13 protein-coding genes are annotated in these 19,576 nt (G+C 40.6%); 2 read left to right on the top strand and 11 right to left on the bottom strand.

From position 1 onward, the window contains the following. Positions 1-1,010: 1,010 nt before the first annotated feature. Together AC07UV_RS24550 and AC07UV_RS24555 are read left to right on the top strand one after the other, a co-directional pair. Positions 1,011-1,424 (top strand): hypothetical protein, encoded by a 414-nt coding sequence (locus AC07UV_RS24550; RefSeq protein ID WP_495185662.1) that lies wholly within the window; start codon positions 1,011-1,013, stop codon positions 1,422-1,424. Between the two features lie 293 nt (positions 1,425-1,717). Next, positions 1,718-1,900: a hypothetical protein gene (locus AC07UV_RS24555; RefSeq protein WP_495185663.1), complete on the top strand. Its 183-nt coding sequence runs from the start codon at positions 1,718-1,720 to the stop codon at positions 1,898-1,900. A 273-nt stretch (positions 1,901-2,173) separates the two neighbouring features. Here the strand turns inward: AC07UV_RS24555 and AC07UV_RS24560 are convergent, their stop codons facing one another. The 11 genes from AC07UV_RS24560 to AC07UV_RS24610 are packed head-to-tail and all read right to left on the bottom strand — an operon-like array spanning position 2,174 to position 19,564. Then, on the bottom strand, positions 2,174-3,595 hold the full coding sequence (locus tag AC07UV_RS24560; RefSeq protein WP_495185664.1) for a discoidin domain-containing protein: 1,422 nt from the start codon (positions 3,593-3,595) through the stop codon (positions 2,174-2,176). Positions 3,596-3,651: 56 nt separating this feature from the next. Then, on the bottom strand, positions 3,652-5,421 hold the full coding sequence (locus AC07UV_RS24565) for an alkaline phosphatase family protein (RefSeq protein ID WP_495185665.1): 1,770 nt from the start codon (positions 5,419-5,421) through the stop codon (positions 3,652-3,654). A gap of 9 nt (positions 5,422-5,430) precedes the next feature. Then, positions 5,431-7,440: a M60 family metallopeptidase gene (locus AC07UV_RS24570; protein WP_495185666.1), complete on the bottom strand. Its 2,010-nt coding sequence runs from the start codon at positions 7,438-7,440 to the stop codon at positions 5,431-5,433. Between the two features lie 15 nt (positions 7,441-7,455). After that, positions 7,456-9,186 (bottom strand): DUF4983 domain-containing protein, encoded by a 1,731-nt coding sequence (locus tag AC07UV_RS24575; protein WP_495185667.1) that lies wholly within the window; start codon positions 9,184-9,186, stop codon positions 7,456-7,458. Positions 9,187-9,206: 20 nt separating this feature from the next. Beyond that, a complete protein-coding gene (locus AC07UV_RS24580) occupies positions 9,207-10,814 on the bottom strand; it encodes a DUF5008 domain-containing protein (RefSeq protein WP_495185668.1) in 1,608 nt (535 codons plus the stop codon). A 15-nt stretch (positions 10,815-10,829) separates the two neighbouring features. After that, the gene (locus AC07UV_RS24585) at positions 10,830-11,585 is read right to left on the bottom strand and encodes a fasciclin domain-containing protein (RefSeq protein WP_495185669.1); all 756 of its coding nucleotides are present in this window, start codon (positions 11,583-11,585) and stop codon (positions 10,830-10,832) included. Between the two features lie 11 nt (positions 11,586-11,596). After that, positions 11,597-13,114 carry a RagB/SusD family nutrient uptake outer membrane protein gene (locus AC07UV_RS24590; RefSeq protein WP_495185670.1) on the bottom strand — a complete coding sequence of 506 codons (1,518 nt, stop codon included), beginning with the start codon at positions 13,112-13,114 and terminating at the stop codon, positions 11,597-11,599. Positions 13,115-13,127: 13 nt separating this feature from the next. Then, the gene (locus AC07UV_RS24595; protein ID WP_495185671.1) at positions 13,128-16,289 is read right to left on the bottom strand and encodes a SusC/RagA family TonB-linked outer membrane protein; all 3,162 of its coding nucleotides are present in this window, start codon (positions 16,287-16,289) and stop codon (positions 13,128-13,130) included. 29 nt (positions 16,290-16,318) lie between these two features. Then, positions 16,319-17,359 (bottom strand): DUF5007 domain-containing protein, encoded by a 1,041-nt coding sequence (locus AC07UV_RS24600; protein ID WP_495185672.1) that lies wholly within the window; start codon positions 17,357-17,359, stop codon positions 16,319-16,321. A 1-nt stretch (position 17,360) separates the two neighbouring features. Next, on the bottom strand, positions 17,361-18,032 hold the full coding sequence (locus tag AC07UV_RS24605) for a hypothetical protein (protein ID WP_495185673.1): 672 nt from the start codon (positions 18,030-18,032) through the stop codon (positions 17,361-17,363). A 14-nt stretch (positions 18,033-18,046) separates the two neighbouring features. Continuing rightward, a complete protein-coding gene (locus AC07UV_RS24610; protein WP_495185674.1) occupies positions 18,047-19,564 on the bottom strand; it encodes a RagB/SusD family nutrient uptake outer membrane protein in 1,518 nt (505 codons plus the stop codon). Positions 19,565-19,576: the final 12 nt, after the last annotated feature.

Genomic DNA, 19,576 nt, shown 5'->3' on the forward strand with positions numbered 1-19,576 from the left:
GAACTTGGTGGATTGTTTTTGTAGAATAGCTGATCCAGCCGCCAAAATGGGGCAAATAGCGGGATCAGGCAATGAAAACGCAACGAAACAGAGAACAACAGCGCAGCCTAGCGTTTAATGCCCTAGATATATCTATATATATAATAGAGATAGGATGTAATTGAAACCCGAAACCAAAGGAACAGAGGATGGCAGGGCTTGCAGTATCCAGCATCCGGCCTGTAGTTATAGGAAAAGCAACAAAACCGTCTACCAGTATCTGCACTTGGTTCAGTTTGGAATTTACGGAGGACTCCCGGTTCTGTAATTTTGGTCCAGGGATTAGCTTACTGTAAACTTTGATCAACTTTTACTTTAGTATAAGCTTTACCTAGGTTTTAGTTAGGTTTTGCTTAGGTATAAGCTAAATTATACCTAGCTAATAGCTAGCTTAATACCAGTTAAAATCTAGCTTAAAGAAGAGCTAAATAAAAGCGAATAAATAGAACAGCTATACTATTACCAATATAATAGGTAACCGCGGGTATTACTGCCGAAGTCGAATTTGCGCCAGGCGCCAGAAAACGTTAATAAGTTGCAGAAATATCTTTGAGATTGGCTGCTAAGAAGCCTTTCCAGCCAGGAACGAGAGCTGAACTAGCATTCTATTAAACCAAAACTCGGTAATATGAAGGAACAAGCGATCAAAAATTGGAATTCACAAGCAGTATAATCTGTCGCACTATCTGTCGCACTCAAAATCCAGTAGCTTTAAACTGTGCATAGAAAGCCATTAATAAATAATATACAATTAGATTAACGGCTAAAACTAGGTGCTTAGATCCTCGCCCAGGAATACAACCCCTATAGCCCCCTATCCAAACACATAAAATACTGAGGTAGATTCCTTTTTTATTAGAAAAAACAAACATTATCCCTAGAGTATTTTACGCAAAAAACTGATTTCTTTATCTATTTTTTTATAACCAATTAATTACTTATTTTAACCTAACCAATAAACTTAAAGAAATATGAGGGCCATAATTCTCTTATTAGCCATGTTGTCGATTTTGAGCAATTATGCGCGGCGCAATAAACTATCCAAAAAAAACAATGACTATGTATCCAATTATTGGACTTCGGGAATAAGTATGAGCTATTCATTGTCGAAACGCTGGCAACTAAATAGTAACGGTACAAGTCGGTTATCCTCCTCTAACAATTACAAAGATCATGCTTTCATCTGGAACATGAATACAACATATCGTTTACTCCCGGGAAATAATCTAGAACTAAAATTATCCGCCTATGATTTACTCAAGGAGAATAAAGGGTTATATATTAGTAATGGACTTACCGAATTTACACAGGGCTATCGCAATAATTTAACGCAATACTTTATATTGACTTTAACCTATTTCCCTCGAAAATTCGGTTTCAAATAAGATACAATAAGAATATAAAAAGCGCTATCAAAAAAATCAGTAATCTAAAATTTGAAAACGATGCGTCCTGTTTTACTCACCATCATTACCCTATTTGCTGCGTTATACTTAAATGCGCAAAATCGCAGCATTTATATCCACACCGACAGAGATTATTACATTCCTACCGATAATGTTATCGCTCATTTCCGCCTGCAAACGGAGCCGCAGCAGTCTTAATTTTCGAACTAGCACCATCAGAAAAAGATCGAGATTTTGGTAAATACCTATATGAACAGACCATATTGGGTTATATGCCTATCAAGCAGTTCACACAACGCGACTACTCCGAAGAGACTGATAAAGAACAAATTCTGGAGGATAATCGCATGACGCTCTATTGGGATCCATTTGTTTCAATAGATAGTACTGCGGCATCCAAGCAGATCAAATTTTTCAACAACAGTAAGGCCAAAGGATTCTGTATTACTATCTAAGGTGTCTGCAACACCGGTCAGCTTGTTTACTATCGCTGTATCTTCAATAGTCCAAGATCTGAACGCCCAGAAAAGTAGGAATACGATTCACTTAGCTTATGGTTTTAGGATCCCATCGAAATACTTGTTGGATTAGAATCCTTCTGTTACTCATCGGAAGAGCCAAAAAAATCCCCAGAAAGTCATTCACTCGCTGGGGAAATTCAAATCAGACATCTTATCCCGGTATAAGGATTAGCCGGGTTGTCTTTCCTTTTCTAGATTAAAAACGAATTATTTAAGCACTATCGGGGCATATCCCGCAGCTCTAAATTCCGCCAAATGCGTTGATGTCGCAGTAGAACTCATCGGCGCCGTCATAGTTATACGGACATACCTGGCTTTAACCATCGATACATTATAATCATGCCAGACTGCTGGACCAGCCGAATCAAAAAATAGATCTTTACCAACCATAGTCCAACTCGCTTTGTCCAATGACGTTTCAATATTGAATGTTTTAAAACCACCTGTATTATTATTATGTCGCCGTATCATTCCAAACTGCGCAAAATTTTCCACTTTCCCCAAATCAACTATAAACCAATGTGGGTAGACCGGATTATTTGACGAAGACCAGGTTGAATGCCAATATGTCCCGATATTATCATCAATCAACGAGCTCGCTTTCCCATTTGCCGCCCCCTCATTGGATTCGGTCGAAGATACCTCCGCAGACCAGCTCGATCTACTCAACAATGTGGGTCCTTTTGCTTCAGCATATTGCAAGCGCGAGGTCAGGCCATCCGTTTCTACTGTAAAAGTAAAAACTGTAGGCTTACCCTGAATGTCGAATAATAATCTTTTTTCGACATCTGTGTTGTTATCTATCCGTACAGTTTTCGCCACGCCATTCAATTGGTAGCTCACGATAATGGTAGCCGGATCCTTGGCCGAATTTGTCCAAGCCAGCCCCCCATTATTTCCATCCATAAAGGCAACCATTGTTTTTATTATTCCTTTATAAGCTAATACTCCGGGCGCTTGCTTCCGCTCGTCCACAATTGCTACTTTCAATTCTTCATCCATAGTTAAGATCTTGAAAGCTAATTCCTTGGATTCGTCTGTCAGATTCGAGATAACGACCTCACTCTCTTTATTCGAATCAAAGGTTCGAACGATCTCTTTCCCATCAAGTTCATAGCTAATTTTTGTTGTAATGGCTCGATCTGAAGTTTTAGGGAATACAAATTTTATTCCTCCTGGAACGGGTTCCAACGTAAGTTCAGTAAGTTTATAGGCCGCTTCATAAGGTCCGGGCTTCAATGAAGCCTTACTTAATTTTGATGCTGTTCCGTCCGAAGTGAAATATTGAACTGTAACCGTATAATCCTTATAATCTTTGAGAGTGATAACTGTCGGCTCATCAAATTTGCTCACCGTAATCACTTTCTCCTCAGCTCCCTCGGTATAGCGAATCTCTGCTTTAACGACGCGATCGGATAAAGCAGGCCAATGTATTTCTAATTTTTGGTTAAAAGCCGATACAAAAGTCAAATTTGTGGGTCTTGCTGTTGGACGTGTCTCCGTCACAATGGCCTCTTGATCCCCTTGCTTCGGAAAGATAAGTTCCTCTTCTTTACAACTCCCCATACTTAGCAAAAAAGCTCCTAAAATGACATTAAATGCCCAGCTCATTTTAAAATTCCTTTTCATCTTTAAATAACGTTTATTCCACCAGTACGATGGAGCTTAGTTTATAATCTATTTTCTTATTGCTTTGGCAAGAGGAACTCTACTTCGTATTTATTTAAAAACACCTGCCCTTCCAATTGCCAATCTTTTAATGTCCGCACTTCCAACCAATAAAAAATTTGTGGGAAAAAGTCTGCTGCCTGAATAAATACCGCATTGTCACCCAAATCACAAGGTACTACTTCGGAGGTCATTCTAGATTGGAAATCCCCACTAAGTCCCATGGCACTTTTGCCTGCTACCTCATTCTGAATCGAACCGCCCTCTGCAGGTGACATCTTCCAATACCCTTTCAGGTTATTGGCAAAAGGAGACTTCGTCAATTCTTCCGCGGAACATAACGAGTTACGGATTTCATCTTGGGTAAATGCTTTATTAAAGATCGATACATTAGACATATCAAAATCGACCAAATCGTACGATATACTTGGTCTATACCCAAAAATCAAGGGATCATTTGTTTTGATATTGGCCACATTCATTCCAGACGTAGTCGTTTCTTGGGCTAATGTACCATTGTTATAAATCTTGATATTTACTTGGTCATTTCCGATCGCTTTGATGACTGTGGTCATCGTATACCATTCGCCATTGACTTTCGCTGTTTGGCAAGTGGCCTCCTTAACACCATCACTGATCTTCACTTGCAAATCATTTCCCCAAGTAAAGTACATCCACCCCGGGGTACCTAGCGAGGTATTCGAATCTTTACCGAAGATACCTGAGTACCAATAGTTATAGGTATTTGGTTGGTAGGTTGATGAAATAATCGTGTTGTTCAAATTAAACCTGAACCGTGCAGAAATTGTCAATTCCTTTGTGGTCGCCAAATCATAGTCGCTTGAATTCCCCAAATTATCACTTACTGCTCTTACACCAAGCGGTTTATTTCCAGTACCATCGTATCCCCACATCCTGACATAACTCATAGGTTTACCTGTCAATTCAGCGCCTTTAAAGTTTTTATTCTGAAAAATGGCAAAGGTATTTCGTTCCTGTAGAGTTCCTCCTCCATAAGAATTCCCAATTCCACCATGATTTGATGTTAAAATCACTAACCAATCTTCATTTTGATAGTTTTTGCGAGCAGCCAATCCTTTAGCTATTTCGCCGATATAGCCGTCGACTTTCTTTAAAGCATTTGCATAATCGTTATTGCTCACTGTAAAGCCACCCTTTTCTCCTGCATCCAATAAAGATGTAAATTGTACAATCATAAAGTCGCTGTTCTTGGTATTAAACAAGTCTAGCACCTTCTTCTTGACGTCTTCATCAGTAGCTCCGTTATATGTTTCATTCGCACTAACAAGGAGCTTGTCATTCAAGGTAACCGATCGTGAGACTACTGTTGTCTTCGTCGATGGAGCTACGGTAGCGATACGATACAACATAGACGGATAACCGGCGACATTTTCATGTGGATCATCTTCATTTGGTCTTGGAATATAAGACTCATCGATAATATGATGGTTGGAGTATGTCACTCCACTCATCATGGTCATCCAAGAAGATGGGTTGCTGGTATTCTCATCAGCAAGAGCATTAAACGTATACTTACTTGTCTTGAGTAATTCTGAAATATTACTCGGCACGCTCTTTTTTAATTCCTGTCCTACCAACCCATCAATGGAGATAAAAAGCACCTTCCGTTTAACCGGTTGTTGCAAATTCTGCTCATAGTCTTCATACATGGCAGGTGGATTAGCGTACTTTGTACAACCAACCAACAAAGACGCCGCGATAACGACAAGAACTAAGGCTTTCTTTATATTGAATAATCTTTTCATAACTTAAGTTTATATATCGTAAAACACCCCTAATTCGGCAATCGCCACGTGTACTGCTCCGCCAGTATTTGGATCAGGGAACACAAATTTCACGTACTGCGCCTCCACGAGGTTCGAAAAAGTAAACTCTTTCATTGCTGCATTCTGAGCCGTTGTTTGGGAAGCGCTACCCAACACATATTGACCCATATCAGTCCAGTTTTTGTTATCCTTACTAATAAAAACTTTAACCTTAGTCGCGAAGGTCGCATTTGCTCTATTTTTGTAATAAAAGCCTTTAAAGACATTGACTTCCTTCATATTCATGGTTAATTCCACAGGTAAAGTCGTCGGGATAGAACAGCCAGACCAGCAAGTATGCCAATAGGTATTTGGATCACCATCCGTCATCGCACTAAACTTACCGGTACTTTCGTTGGTTGCTGTCGCAACATTGGACGTAAATTCAAACAAACCGCTAGGTAAGAAATAACGCGGTTGCAATACGCCCTCGCCCCCTGTAAATGTCAATGGATTGTACTCCCAAATCGCGCGATCCATTGGTGGATATTTCTCACGCATTTCACGTTTAGCCGAGCTACTTACCGGAATTCCCCAAGCAATAAAAAAGCGATTGAAATCCTTGCCTGTAAAATTACATAGCTGGCGATAGAAGTAATCCCGTTTTCCTTGATCCAAAGAATTGGAAAAATTTTCATTCCTCGCCTTACTATAGATATAAGGAAAAAAATCCCAACCTGATTCACCATTTTTACCCTTTGTTTTATCAAAAATCTGAAGAAATGGCGTTAATCGTGCAAAAGGGTCATCAGCATCGATACCCAATTCTTCAGGGAAATTGGAAAAATTCTTCGCCGAAGTCAACGCAGCAAATTTTAATGCCGCAGGAATCGATGTCTTCAATGCCGGATGGAAATCTATGCGAGAAGTATTGCCACGGTTTCGCGCAGCATTAAAAATAAACAGATTGTTTGTCGTCTCCACTAAATCAGACCAGCTCCAGGCCCAGCTCGCTTGGTAATTGTGCCCGACTTCATGGTACGATCCCCATGAAGTTCCTTTTCTAATCGTGTTCGGATTTGTCAGTTCATCCAGCCAATATTCATCCTCTTGCATAACCCATGGGCTACCACTATGCGCATAGCCCAATGAAGGATGAATATCCATCACTCCCCTTTCCCAAAATTCTGGATAGCGATTCATTGGATCGGCCGCATCTGCAGACAATCCCATCCAATTGTAATAATCTTTGACATACGTCTCGTCCCACAAACGCAGCGCTTCATCCACCTGATCCATTTTTCCCGACTGGATGAATTTAACAACCAGTGAACGCGGAACGGAGAAGGCAACACGCTCCCCGATAAGATCCATCCAAGGCACATCCTGCGACAAGACCTGTTTTTTCCAATCGGCCACAGTGGACTTCCCTAAAATAAAGTCAGTGGACTTAACAGCACCTGCTACTTTAATATTAACCGGAGTTGTGCTTGCTTTCTGATTAATAATCCATATGGTTCCACCGTACAAATTTTTAATGTAGTTTGTCCCCGGAAATAATTCCTTTCTAGTGTACAGAATAGGATCCCGACGTGGAGCATCTTTACCTGTTATATTATCTGTATGTACACCTATCTGTACTGTCATACCAATGGCACCAGCAGGTACTGTAATCCGAATTACCTCTCCTGCGGGAGCATATAATCCTGTGGTATAAATTGGCGCAGGTGTTACGCTGACTTTATAATCAAAAGATGACACATACTTTCTATTCATTAACATAGAAATCGTGGTATCCTTAACACGTGTCACATTTTCCCCCACCAAACCGGGATATATCCGAGCCCTATGATACAAGCTTTTATCAGCTTTACCCATCGTTGTATCCGATTGTAGTGGAGTTTCCGTAGAATCTCCAGATTGATAACCATCTGGAAACTCAATACCATATTTACTGCAGGAGGAGGCGAAAGCCATCAACCCAACAAATAATCCAAAAACTAAATATCTCTTTCTCATTAGGTCAAAATTTGGTTATTTTCTAATCTGTGTATAATTTGGTGTCCAGCTTTTACCATCCAAATTCCATGACGATTCTACTGATACACCCAACCATTGATAAATCATAAATGGAATATCAACGGCATTCGGTACTAGATGATAAAACGATTCCTCAATCGGAGGTTGAAAAAACGGTACCAATTCATTGAAACTTGTCCAGGAAACCGGACCTGTCAGTTTAATATTACCAGCACCTTTACCCGTTTTCTCCGTTAAAATTGATGTATTTACATCATCGTAACCAGGCCAATATGCTTGCAAATTATTCCAAAAGGGAAAACTTTCATCTATATGTGTGACACCACCATATTTCACTACTTCCTCATAACTAAATGCCCTGTTATAGACTTGTAAATTACACATTGATAAATTTAACGAATTACCATCTCTTTCAGTATAACCATAAGTCAGTGAGACATTGTTACTCAAATTTGCATTTGCTAGCCGATTACGGGATACTTTTCCTGAGATCGCATTCTTCGTACCATCGGTATAGGCAAAGATGGAATCTTGTGCACCACTACCATGGATGACTACCGTGAGTGCATGCCATTCACCGTCATTGATATAATTGCCAAAAGTCTGATCATTACTTTGGCTATTAAAGCCCCATCCTCCGTTTTCGGAAAAGATATTCCATCCCGCATCTTGAAACCCCTTCAATCGCTTGGCTAGAAATGTTGCATAATTATAAGTACTATTCGGTTCATTGTGCTTCGCAAAGAAGGTAATAGTCCAATCCGTCCCAGGTGTAATATTAAACAATGTTGCATCGGCGACACTTCCCGTTACTTTGCCATTGCCAGAGTAGGTAAATCTCGTCGCATTTGCAACAAAAGGAATATCTTTAGAATTGGGTCTTGGAACAATTTTCCGCGCAAACTTTGGCGAGTAGAATAACGTATACGTATCTCTTTTACTATCCCCATAAGGTGTAAAATCGGTCACCGGATCCGTAGATATCCCCCCCTGAGCGGAAGTAATGATCACAATCCAGTTTTCTGTATTGAAGCTCGCTCTTTTCTTAACTGCTTCCCATAAGGATTGAACTTGTTTGTCCAGTACATTTACCGCAGCGACATATTTTGTATCCTCGGCGGTATAAGCTGAGGATTTCCCTGCTTTATCAACCTCCGTCAAATGGATGACATTTAAATCCGATTCGGTATTTACCAACGACGATGTGCCGGCAGCGACTACCGCAACATCATTACTTTCCACCTTAACTTCGGCATCTTTACCCAGGGCAGCACCATATTTTGTATCGGAGGTGAAAAGGCTCGATTTACGGCTTGTCGCGTTTTGTTTCAACTTCGTGAAAATCGTCGGATACTTATTCAAGTCAATCGGGCTCAAATCCGTACCGACTACCTTATTTTTAGCACTATTAACACCCGTCAGCAACGAGGCTGTAACCGATTGATTGGTTACCTCAAAATCGGTTGTTGGATCAGCTAAACTACCATAGGTAACTAGGCCATTTCGTGTCATCAAATCAATATTCGTTGGGGCAATCTCCTGCATGGCAGGGCCTGAAAGCCCATCAACGATAACCAATAACACCTTATCACGACTTTCGGGACTATCCTTTGCCTCATTGAAGTTCTGCAACAAGTTCGGAAAATCTTTATTACAAGCGCCCAATACCATTAAGGTACCAAGTGCTAGAGAAATATGTTTCAAAGTTTTTAAATACTTAATCATAACCAGTTTCATTTATTGGGTTAATTCTTGATTTCCAAACGGAAAAAGTTTCCTACTGTCTTTTGTCCGAATTGGAGAATATTTCCTCCAAGCAACAATGCAGGTTCCCCTAAAGAGGATTTCGTCTCGACAACCTTAGCAAGATCGCCAGTGAATGGTCCCAATGAATTATATTTTTGCAGTAATTCGCCATTTTTTTCCAAGATCAATAAATTGGCTCTTGGCACACCAGCATAGCTTTCTTGCGTTCCGTCAATAATGACTTGTCCGTTATTCAATATCTGTGCATAATTAATAATTCCAGTACCAATATCCTTCAAAATGAAAGTCTCATCAACTGTTCCATCCATATTCATCAAGGCAATATTATTTACCTTGCCTGAAGCACCAGCACCTGTAAATATGCCCGAAACAGCTAATTTTTTCAAGGTACTGTTATAGCTTACCTTCAATAATCGGGTAATATTTCCTTTTAAGGTAAAGGTCTCATCCAATGAACCGTCTGATTTGATACAGGCAATTCCGTTGGCTGCCTTGCCATTGTAAGTGGTAAATGCACCGACGATGACAACACGTTCATTATCAATCATGGCTGCATCCGTAATCTGTCCATTGGCACCGGAGTTATTCAGCGCAAACGTAGAATCCAGTGAACCATCCTCTTTCATGCGAATTATACTCTTCGCGGTCGAGATAATATATCTACGGGAATCACGGGAAGAATAGTCGTAATCAATCCTATAGTGGGATGTAAAGTTACCTACCGCAATCACCTTGTTATCCGCTACAGTAAAAGTTCGAATAATCATATTATTTACGCCGCCATTAAAGGCAGACACCGTATCCAATGAATTTTTCGGATCATTACCCGGATTGATCACTTCTACAATCATTGAGTCAATCTTACCATCATTATTGATACGGACAATGTTATTTACCGCTCGTTTTGCAAAAGTTCCCAGAGCACCGGCAAAGATAAATTTACCATTACTCGTCTTCGCAATAGATCGCACAAAACCGCCACCGAATGTCCCCTGTCCAAAATTCATATTAGCACTGGTCTTGCCATTTGCATCAATAAAATGTACCCCATTGCGGTAGACCTTTTGACTTTCTGGAACATTTAGCGTAATTGCTTCATTTTCGAAGTTATAAAAAGACCCTGCCACAATAAAACCACCCGCATTCGGTAGGATATCGTATACTCCACCTCGGAATCCGTTTACCATGCCATAGTTTTCGTCTACGGAAGTATTCCCCTCAATTTCCAGCCGTGGGCCATAAAAGATTTCTTCACCCACAACGATTTTGGCATTTCCGGAGGTAATCTGCGCTGGTATTTTAATCGTGACAAGTGAATCTTTCGCCGAGACTACCTCTACCGTCGTATTATTGACAAAGAAGTTAATCTGATCTAATTTTCCTTTCAGGCCTTTCACATAAAAATCCACCAATTCACCAGGTTTGGCCGTCCCTGGTTCTGGATAGTTAATATAAAATCCGACTCCCAGTGGTTCTTTACCTCCTGCGTACGGATCTGTTCCGGTTACGATATCCTTGCTACAAGCAGCACATGCGATTAATGCTACAATCAGGACAGCTATTTTGGTTATTAAATTTCTTTTCATATTAATATCAGATCGTTATTTGGGGAGCACACCCAACAAGTAAGCCTCATCTGCAAATTCGTAATTCTGAAATCCAAAGGAATGTTTCGAAAATTGCAGCACATGTAATACACCATTGGTCGGTTGAATATCCGATGTTGCTACCGGTGCTGTAATATAAGGGACAAAAAAATCCTTAATCTCATCAGGCACACTAAAGGAATATGGAAAATTCAAATAAAGTTGACGATAACCCGCATATTTTATGACCTGTGTCCCCCCGGAACTTTCATTCTTACTGACAACATCATTATAGAGCACTCCAATATTCATGTCGCCACCAGCTAGGTTTTTATATACGCCACCAGGAAATGCGGCCAAGTTTAGTGTATCGATCTGACGATAATCTTTGGCTACGTTCTTACCTTTAAAAATATATCTGGACAAGTATTTTCTCCAAACTTCCGGTCTAATTTGCTCTAGTTTGGTAATGGAATCCTGACCTGAACGGAATAATGTCTGATTCAACAACCACACTGACTTTAAGATACAAGGATCAGGGGGGGCAAAGAAGGTTACTTCATCATTTTTGAGTACAGCATCCAATTTAGCAACTTTCAATGCAACCATTAGGGTGTCAAACAAATCGGGTCTGGATTCCAGATAATTCCAGATCGTACCATTAAACTTCGCTTCATGAACACCCGTATCGATATAATCTTCTTTTTTACAAGCCGAAAACAGCGAAACTGCCATCAACAGTAAAAAAGTATACTTCCAAATCTTTTTCATGATCTATTCCTTTAGTTCCAGTAATTATTTAATTGCATATAAGGGTTATTAGTCCGGGCAGACTTATCAATTGGCCAAGTCCAACCACCCGAGTTAAAGGCTGAAACCGACATGGGAGCACTTGTGTATTCTGAATTGATCACTTTCTTGGTGCGCACCAAATCATAAAAGAAGTTTGCTTCCCCTAAGAGTTCTCTGACGCGCTCCCACCAAATAGCATCTTTCAAATCATCGCCACTTTCCCGAATAGGAGCCGCTTTAGCACGTGTACGAATGACATTGACAACCGTTCGCGCTTCTTCATCTTTGCCTAATTCCGCCAAAGCTTCGGCTCGTAATAAAATTGGGTCAGGATAGCGGAATACCATTTGATTATCATCTGGATTATTATCTTCCCCCTCTTCCATAAATACGTTCGAAAATTTTAGACATTGAAAATCTCCATTTGTCGCATAGATATCTTTATCAAACCAATATACTTTACGCTGATCGTCTTCAGTTGATGGATACATCTTTTCCATAAATTTTGGATCGTAATAGATATAGGACTTGGTTGTCACTTTATTTGGCGCATGGAGCACATAATCCGAATAAGAAGCCGACAAGTGAAAACTTTCGCCATAGTTGAAGTTTTGCACAATCTCAAATAAGCCTTCTTTTGTCCTGCCTTTAAAGATCTCTTTTGTTTTGCTGAGATCCAACAAAGCATAAGCTCCGCCATTTTCTTCCATTAACTCTTTTCCTAAATCGGCAACTTTCTGATAAAGCACTGTTTTATCATCCGTTCCTAGTCCTGCGATCCACATATTAATATGCATATTAAGTGTCATGGCAGCACCGCGCATCGCTTTCACAGCAACAACGGAAGGATCATCGTAGGTCCAAGGCAGATCTTTATAGGTGGCATCCAAATCGGCCGAAAGGTTCTTTAATACTGTGAACATATTTGTCCGTGGTAAGGGGTTCGTATTTACATCCGTATAATAAGGGACATCACCATACAAACGCACCATGAAAAAATAAGCTAAGGAACGTAGGAAAATAGCCTCTGCCTTATAGGTTTTTTTCATATCCTCACTAAGGAATGGCATATCTTTATTTTCTAATTGGTAGATGACAATGTTCGCATTTTGAACCATCTTATAGAAGTTATTCCATTGAGTGATCCTAGGAAATCTGAAATAGGCAAAATTATTACTCACGTCCTCACTACTTCTAGACATAATCGCATTCAAATCATTCTGTCTCAACAATGAAATATAATCCCTTCCAGCCCCTGATGTTGCACTTGTCCGATTTGTAGGAGCACAACGCAAGTCGCCTGATGCCGGAAAAAAGATATTCGTCATGGTTGCTTCTCTGAAAGTAGAATAGATCCCGCCCATATACTGATCGACATCTGCTTGTCTGGTCCAGTAATTATTTCCCGTTAATTTGTCAATCTGAGTAATATTTAGGAAGTCCTTTCCGCAGGAGCCCAAACCTAGGGATGCTCCCAATATAAATAGATATAAAAATTTCTTTCTCATGTTGTTTTCGAACTTAGAATTGTACACTTACCCCCAATGAATAGGTCCTTCTACTTGGATAACCGTTTGAGCCATCACGTCCCACACCTGTTACCAATTCTGGATCTGGTCCAGAGTAGTTACTAAATGTATACACATTATTTGCTGTCAGGTTGATACGGGCAGATGACACCCCAAAGCGACGTGCCCATCTTCTGTCAAAATTGTAGCCCACGGTGACCGAATTAATTTTCACGTAGGAGCCATCCTCCATAAACATGGTTGAATTGTAGCGATAAGGATTATATAACGACAGACGTGTAAAGTCTGAAACATTTGGATAATCCGCATTGTCACCCAATTGCCGCCATACATTATAAGCATCCAAAGGGACATAAGCACCTGGCGCACCAGAGCCATAGTTTTGCCCACTTGGATCCGAATAGTTCCGGAAGCGATCGGTCAAGGCTGTATTTAAGATATCACGGTCTATGGTATAGGATAATTGCGTGCGCAAAGACCAGTTTTTATAGCGGGTATACAGGTACAATCCACCTGTGATTGCTGGCTGCGAATTACCGACATAAACTAAATCATTTTCGTCTAGTACATAGTCACCATTTAGATCTGTAAAAATGGGATCTCCGGCACGGAAGAATTTACCTTCGTTCATTTCCCCTCCTGCCCGGTAACGCAGTCCCGTTAGCGGATTGACTGGTACTTGATCATCAGCTTTATAAACGCCTTTATAATCATATAAGACAAAAGTAAATGCATTACGTCCTAGACGGAAGAATTGAGGAAGATCGTATCCTGATCCATCTGCTTGTACCAGTTGGCGTGCACCATCCGGCAATGAGGTCACATAGTCTCTATTTATCGCAAACGTAGCATTCGCATTCAATTCCCAATCCGCGCTTGCTAATTTTGGTCGATATTGAATACTCAGCTCGTGTCCTTTGTTCACCATTGCTTTCTCGTTGGTCAATACATTTGAAAACGCGTTATGATTTGCAATAGGTTTTTTATCTAAAATCTTATCCGATTGCTTGTAATAAGTTTCGTAAGTAATATATAGCGAGCTATTGAAAAATCCAAGCTCTGCTGCGGCAGACCATTGTGTTGTCGATTGGGGTACCAAGCCCGTATTGGGGGCAATATCTAGATCTAATGATGTTGTTGGTCTATTGTTATAGCGACCATCATCAATCTTATACCAACCGTAGATGTCCGACAGGGTCCCCGCTGGTGAAATTGTCCGACCGACCGATCCTCTTAAGAAACCTGTATCCCACCAATCCACATTTTCCATAAATTTCTCTTTCTTGAAATTCCAACGTAAGCCCGCTGAAGGATTTTTGGTCCAAGGTGTTGCACCACCGGTCAACGAACTACCGTCGACACGGTAGGTCAAATCGAGAATATACTTTGAATCGTAGTTATACGAAAAGCTCCCTGCATAAGCTACCGATCTAAAATTATTCAATGAGTTTAACAAACCTCCAAGCGTATTTCGTGTATTGTAGCTAATTCCCGTTTGAAATTGATCATTGGCCGTTCCGCGAATCTTCGATAAGTCTTCGGAGGATGCGGATATTTCCATTTCCGTAAATCCATAGACACTAAAAAGATGCTTCTCTTTAATTGCCTTCACATAGGACAGTTGATTCCGGTTATAGACTTTACTTTTGTTACTATAATAACTGTATACTTCCGAAGAGTTGCCTAAAAGTACCTCTGGTGTATAACGATCTTTTGTTGAAGTTGTATAGTTATAGTTTAGGGTAACGGATGCACGTACATCTTTAATAGGTACATATTGCAATTCCAATTGCCCTAAATAATTCCCGGTTTTATTCTGGTCATCCACACCCAATGCCGATAACGCCCCCATACTTCCGGAAAATAAGGAAGGTGAAGGGTACAGCGAGGTTGTGTTGACCGATTTACCTACCCCCGTCTGCATCAACGCATTCCCTGAACCCATCTTATTTTGCGCGACATTGACATTGATATTGGTCATCATTCTGAAACGATCGCTCGGCTCATACTGCATATTGGAGGTCATTGAATATCTTTTAAAACCCGTATTGGCGATGATACCATTTTCATCGTAATAGTTCATATTGGCTTTGTAATTGAATGTACGCTCTCCGCCAGAAATACCAATATTATGTGTCTGATTCATGGTATTGCGGTAGAAATAAGATTGCCAATCTGTTGAATTATTATAATAGGGATTCAGGGAATCGGCCAATATTGGTGAATCATTGATACGGCGTAGTGCTGCGGCCAATGTTGTATCATTCATTAGGATTTGCTCCAAACGAACCATACTCTCTCCCTTACCACCGATCACACGACGCAATTGCGGCACTGCCGACAAGAAAAACTGACCTTGATAATTTACGATAGGCACTTTCGAATTACCACGTTTGGTGCGCACCTGAATAACACCATAGGCACCCCGCGATCCATACATGGCTGTTGCCTGCGCATCTTTCATGACGGTAATATCTTCGATATCTTCTGGTGGAATCATGGAAATTGGCGACACACCGGGGCCGGCTGTTTCAAATCCATATTCATAACCCGAGTTGTCATCGATAGGGACACCATCAATAACGAATAACGGTGATGTCGGTGTTACAAAGGTATTGTCACCACTACCTGAAACATTAAAGCTGGACATCCCCCGTACAGCCATCGTTCCGCGCATACCAGGACTTCCTGTATTGTTCTGAATATTTAAACCAGCAACCTTACCTTGCAAGAGGTCAACAAAGTTACCTGAAGGAATATCCTGGATTTCCTTACCGGAGATTGTTACTACGGATCCAGTCAATGTCTCTCTTTTACGTTGTTGGTATCCCACGACAACAGTTTCCTCAAGTTCCTGTGCCGTACTTTCTAAGGTCACATTGTATTCCTTTTTTCCAGCAACAATCGTATACTTCTCCGTACGATAGCCCTGATAGGAAAATACCATCACCCCGCTGTTCGGGACCGAAATTACAAACCGTCCATCTTCTCCGGTTTTTCCCAGATCTCGTTTGGGGTTTTCCAACCGTATAGAGACGCCACTGAGCGCTCTGTTATCATTTCCTTTCACGAGCCCCTTGACCATGGTTTGGGCCCATGCCTCCCCCACAAACAAGACACAAATGAAAGTTAATATTATGCTAAATTGTTTCATAATCTTTAAGCTAATTAGTCCGTCCATCATCAGTCAAATTTTGGCGTTTCATTGGTGAAGCGAAACTGTATCTCCCAATCTCCATCTTCGTAGATCGCAAATGGCATCTCGATCCCACAATCTTCGAGAAAACCAAACTGCCCTTTCCTGCGGAATTTGAAATTCATCACGGCATAAGTACCATCGCTTGAAGAATAGTCGGTTCTGATCGGTGCCAATGGAATAGGATAAGCAACGTCATAAATCACTTTACCATTTTCAAATCTATGGTTGAAACCATGCACTAATTTATCCCATTCCGTCGCTGCAAATTTCTTCACATCAATTGGACGATTTAAAGAATCCAAGAAACTTATGGTCAAGGTTTTACTTCCTGTCCCCTTACTTTCCAACTTATTGAAATACACATTAATTAGGCCTGGATAAATAAATTGATTTGTTCGTACGCCATACAAGTTGGTTGTCCTGCTGGGATGCGTATATGGTAGTGGCGATAAGCCTGTCACTGGATCCATGATGCTCGGTTCAAATGCACGTTCACGATAAGGCTTTAATTTGAAATTCCGCAAATACCTGCGTCCACCAGTGTTGCTAACTTCAATATCAAACACATAACCTGAATCTGGCTGTGCTTTGACAAAATTTGAATTTACGGCCTGTCCCCAAAAGTTTAGATTACCTGATTTCTCAAGAATCTCGAGAATAGGACGGTATTCTATCTTACGTTTATTTTCAATTTCTGCGATGGATTTCTCTTCGCCACTATATGACTTTGTCCAGATTTTTACCGGAAATTTATCTTCAAAAAGTGTTGAAGGCTGTCCATCAATATCACGCACATTTACAATCTTGAAATTGAGCGGTTGTGATGTATTCTGCCCTATATTGACAATATTGTTATAGAATGTATTTCTTCCTAACAATGGCATAAATTCGTTGGTGCTATACACCACGTCAGTACCCAGTGAGTCTTGGTCATCCGGAATATATTTATTACATGAGGTAAGCATGAAAAGTCCCATCCCGAGCACCAATAACTGTTTTGCCGATTTAAATATTTTCTTTTCCATGCTATTTGTTTAATAATTTAGCGAGTTTACTAAATCCGAAATTATGGCTTGGAGCGAGGACATGTAACATACCATTGTGTGTACGGATATTTACCACGGATGTTGCACTTTCCTGCCAGTAGCGTTGAAAAATAGACTTATTCATATCACTCAATATGATCTGTTGTTGACCGCCGCCTATAATTCCGGAAGCAGATGTCACTTTATATTTTAAGGTCATATTATAATCGTCAATAGCTTTAATCACTTTTCCTTCAACAAAATCCCATAGGTAAGGCGTATCATATTCACCATCAAAGGCATAATGATAAGTCAAGGAATCAAGGATCAATTGAGGAATGTCTTCTAGATAAAGTGGAGATCTGTTTCCCGCTTTTCGCACGCCGTTCATTGCATCCAAAGCATTGGTAAAACTGCTGTTCGTCATGGCGAAAAAGGTCGTTTTTGCATTGGCATCTTTCAACTTAGCACGTACCGAAGGAACACGATCCAAGACTAATAACAAGGAGTCATAAGTACTGCCCTGTGATTCCAAAAATTCCAATGAGGTTCCGTCAAATTCGGTATACTTGACTTGAAAATCTTCGTAATAGGTATTCCCTTTTTTACAACTAGCAATACCTAGGAGTAGTACGATTAGCGATAAGCCTAAAAAAATATGTTTGTTTTTCATGATTATCTATTCTATTATTTCCAATATGAGTTTTGCACCAGTTTAGAGTTTCTTTCGAGTACATCCGAGGAGATCGGCCAATAAATTCCACCTTTTAGAATCAAATCATTCATCACAGGATTATTTTTCTTAATCTTCGCCAGGCGTATTTGATCGTACCATCTCCAGCCTTCCCCCATCAATTCGCGTCTTCTCTCCAAGAAGATCTCTTCCAATAAATCTTTTGGTGAGTTGCTGATATAGGGTTTTAGACCGCGACGCTCTTTAATCACATTGAGGTACTTAATGGCATCATCACGCTGATTGAGTACAGCTTTTGCTTCTGCTTGCAGTAAGTAGATCTCTTCAAGACGGGTAAAAACTAAGTTCGATCCAAAAATGGAAAAATCAGAATCACCATTACCATTACGGATGACCTTGATCTTACTAAAAATCGGAATATCACCATTGTAGTTGGTAAAGTAATTAGTCCGTACTAATCCTGATACGGAGTCAATACCAAAACGCGTGTCGTTGACGTCATCAAACAATTTATTGATCGTGTCTCGGCTTACATAGATATCTGGTTTAGCTTTGGTGACAATCGGATAACCTAAAGTCAATGATTCAATATGGCCTGTATTCGTCGCTTCACCCAATTCGTATGAAGAGCGAATCGCTAAGATCTGCGCTCTTGTACTTGGCCCAAATAGACCATCGGTCGGATTCACCAATGCCGGTGTCGTCAATAGTTCAAGATTCGCTTGTGAATAGTTGTCGATAACAAATCGAGAGTATACCTCCGCATTGATATATTTTCCTTGCCAAGCCGCCACATGCGCCAAAAGGGAGTAGGCTGTAATTTTATTGACCAATACACCAACCCAAGTACTATAGCTTTCCCCATAATAACTTTGTGTTCCGACCGCATAACGGTAAGGTAAATCCTGTGCAGCGGCTAATAGTTCGGTTTCCGCGAAAGCTAAAACTGTTGCTTCGGTCGATCGAGCAAGTTCCACAAAGGAACCATTATCATAGGATTCTTTTAACAGAGGGACATCGCCCCAGATACGGACCATATAGAAATACATCAGGGCACGGATTGTACGTGCTTGTGCAACATCATACTTCATATCGCGCTCTGTATATCGCTTATCTTTGGCCATCACTTCGGGAGCCCGTTCGATAAAAAGCGATGCCGCATTGATGACCGCATAAAATCTACGCCAGTCTGTGAGATCTTTAAGTAAAGGATAAGCTGATCTCAATTTATTTTCTTGGACGACACGAAGATCGGCACGGGAATACGGTGTGAAATCACCGTAGCGGATTTCTCCATACACCCAATGCCCATAGTTATCAACTAATGCTGCCCGCATCAGGCCATAAATGCCCATTAGGTGTGCGCGTGTATCAGATATGGATTGCCATTCCAGTTTCTCGGAGCCGAGATTGGAAGCGACAATATCCAATTTTTTATTACATGAGCTCGTAAAAGCAGTGATGCCCAGTGCCATCAGGAACATGACCGTCCATCGATTATATCTTTTCATACTCTTTCTACT

The sequence above is a fragment of the Sphingobacterium sp. GW821-FHT03E03 genome (assembly GCF_059420745.1).

Bases quoted from the DNA above. Each gene is read 5' to 3' on its own strand.
- AC07UV_RS24595 (WP_495185671.1), bottom strand. From the start codon at position 16,289: ATGAAACAATTTAGCATAATATTAACTTTCATTTGTGTCTTGTTTGTG.
- AC07UV_RS24560 (WP_495185664.1), bottom strand. From the start codon at position 3,595: ATGAAAAGGAATTTTAAAATGAGCTGGGCATTTAATGTCATTTTAGGA.
- AC07UV_RS24585 (WP_495185669.1), bottom strand. From the start codon at position 11,585: ATGAAAAAGATTTGGAAGTATACTTTTTTACTGTTGATGGCAGTTTCG.
- AC07UV_RS24550 (WP_495185662.1), top strand. From the start codon at position 1,011: ATGAGGGCCATAATTCTCTTATTAGCCATGTTGTCGATTTTGAGCAAT.
- AC07UV_RS24555 (WP_495185663.1), top strand. From the start codon at position 1,718: ATGCCTATCAAGCAGTTCACACAACGCGACTACTCCGAAGAGACTGAT.
- AC07UV_RS24600 (WP_495185672.1), bottom strand. From the start codon at position 17,359: ATGGAAAAGAAAATATTTAAATCGGCAAAACAGTTATTGGTGCTCGGG.
- AC07UV_RS24580 (WP_495185668.1), bottom strand. From the start codon at position 10,814: ATGAAAAGAAATTTAATAACCAAAATAGCTGTCCTGATTGTAGCATTA.
- AC07UV_RS24570 (WP_495185666.1), bottom strand. From the start codon at position 7,440: ATGAGAAAGAGATATTTAGTTTTTGGATTATTTGTTGGGTTGATGGCT.
- AC07UV_RS24605 (WP_495185673.1), bottom strand. From the start codon at position 18,032: ATGAAAAACAAACATATTTTTTTAGGCTTATCGCTAATCGTACTACTC.
- AC07UV_RS24565 (WP_495185665.1), bottom strand. From the start codon at position 5,421: ATGAAAAGATTATTCAATATAAAGAAAGCCTTAGTTCTTGTCGTTATC.
- AC07UV_RS24575 (WP_495185667.1), bottom strand. From the start codon at position 9,186: ATGATTAAGTATTTAAAAACTTTGAAACATATTTCTCTAGCACTTGGT.
- AC07UV_RS24590 (WP_495185670.1), bottom strand. From the start codon at position 13,114: ATGAGAAAGAAATTTTTATATCTATTTATATTGGGAGCATCCCTAGGT.
- AC07UV_RS24610 (WP_495185674.1), bottom strand. From the start codon at position 19,564: ATGAAAAGATATAATCGATGGACGGTCATGTTCCTGATGGCACTGGGC.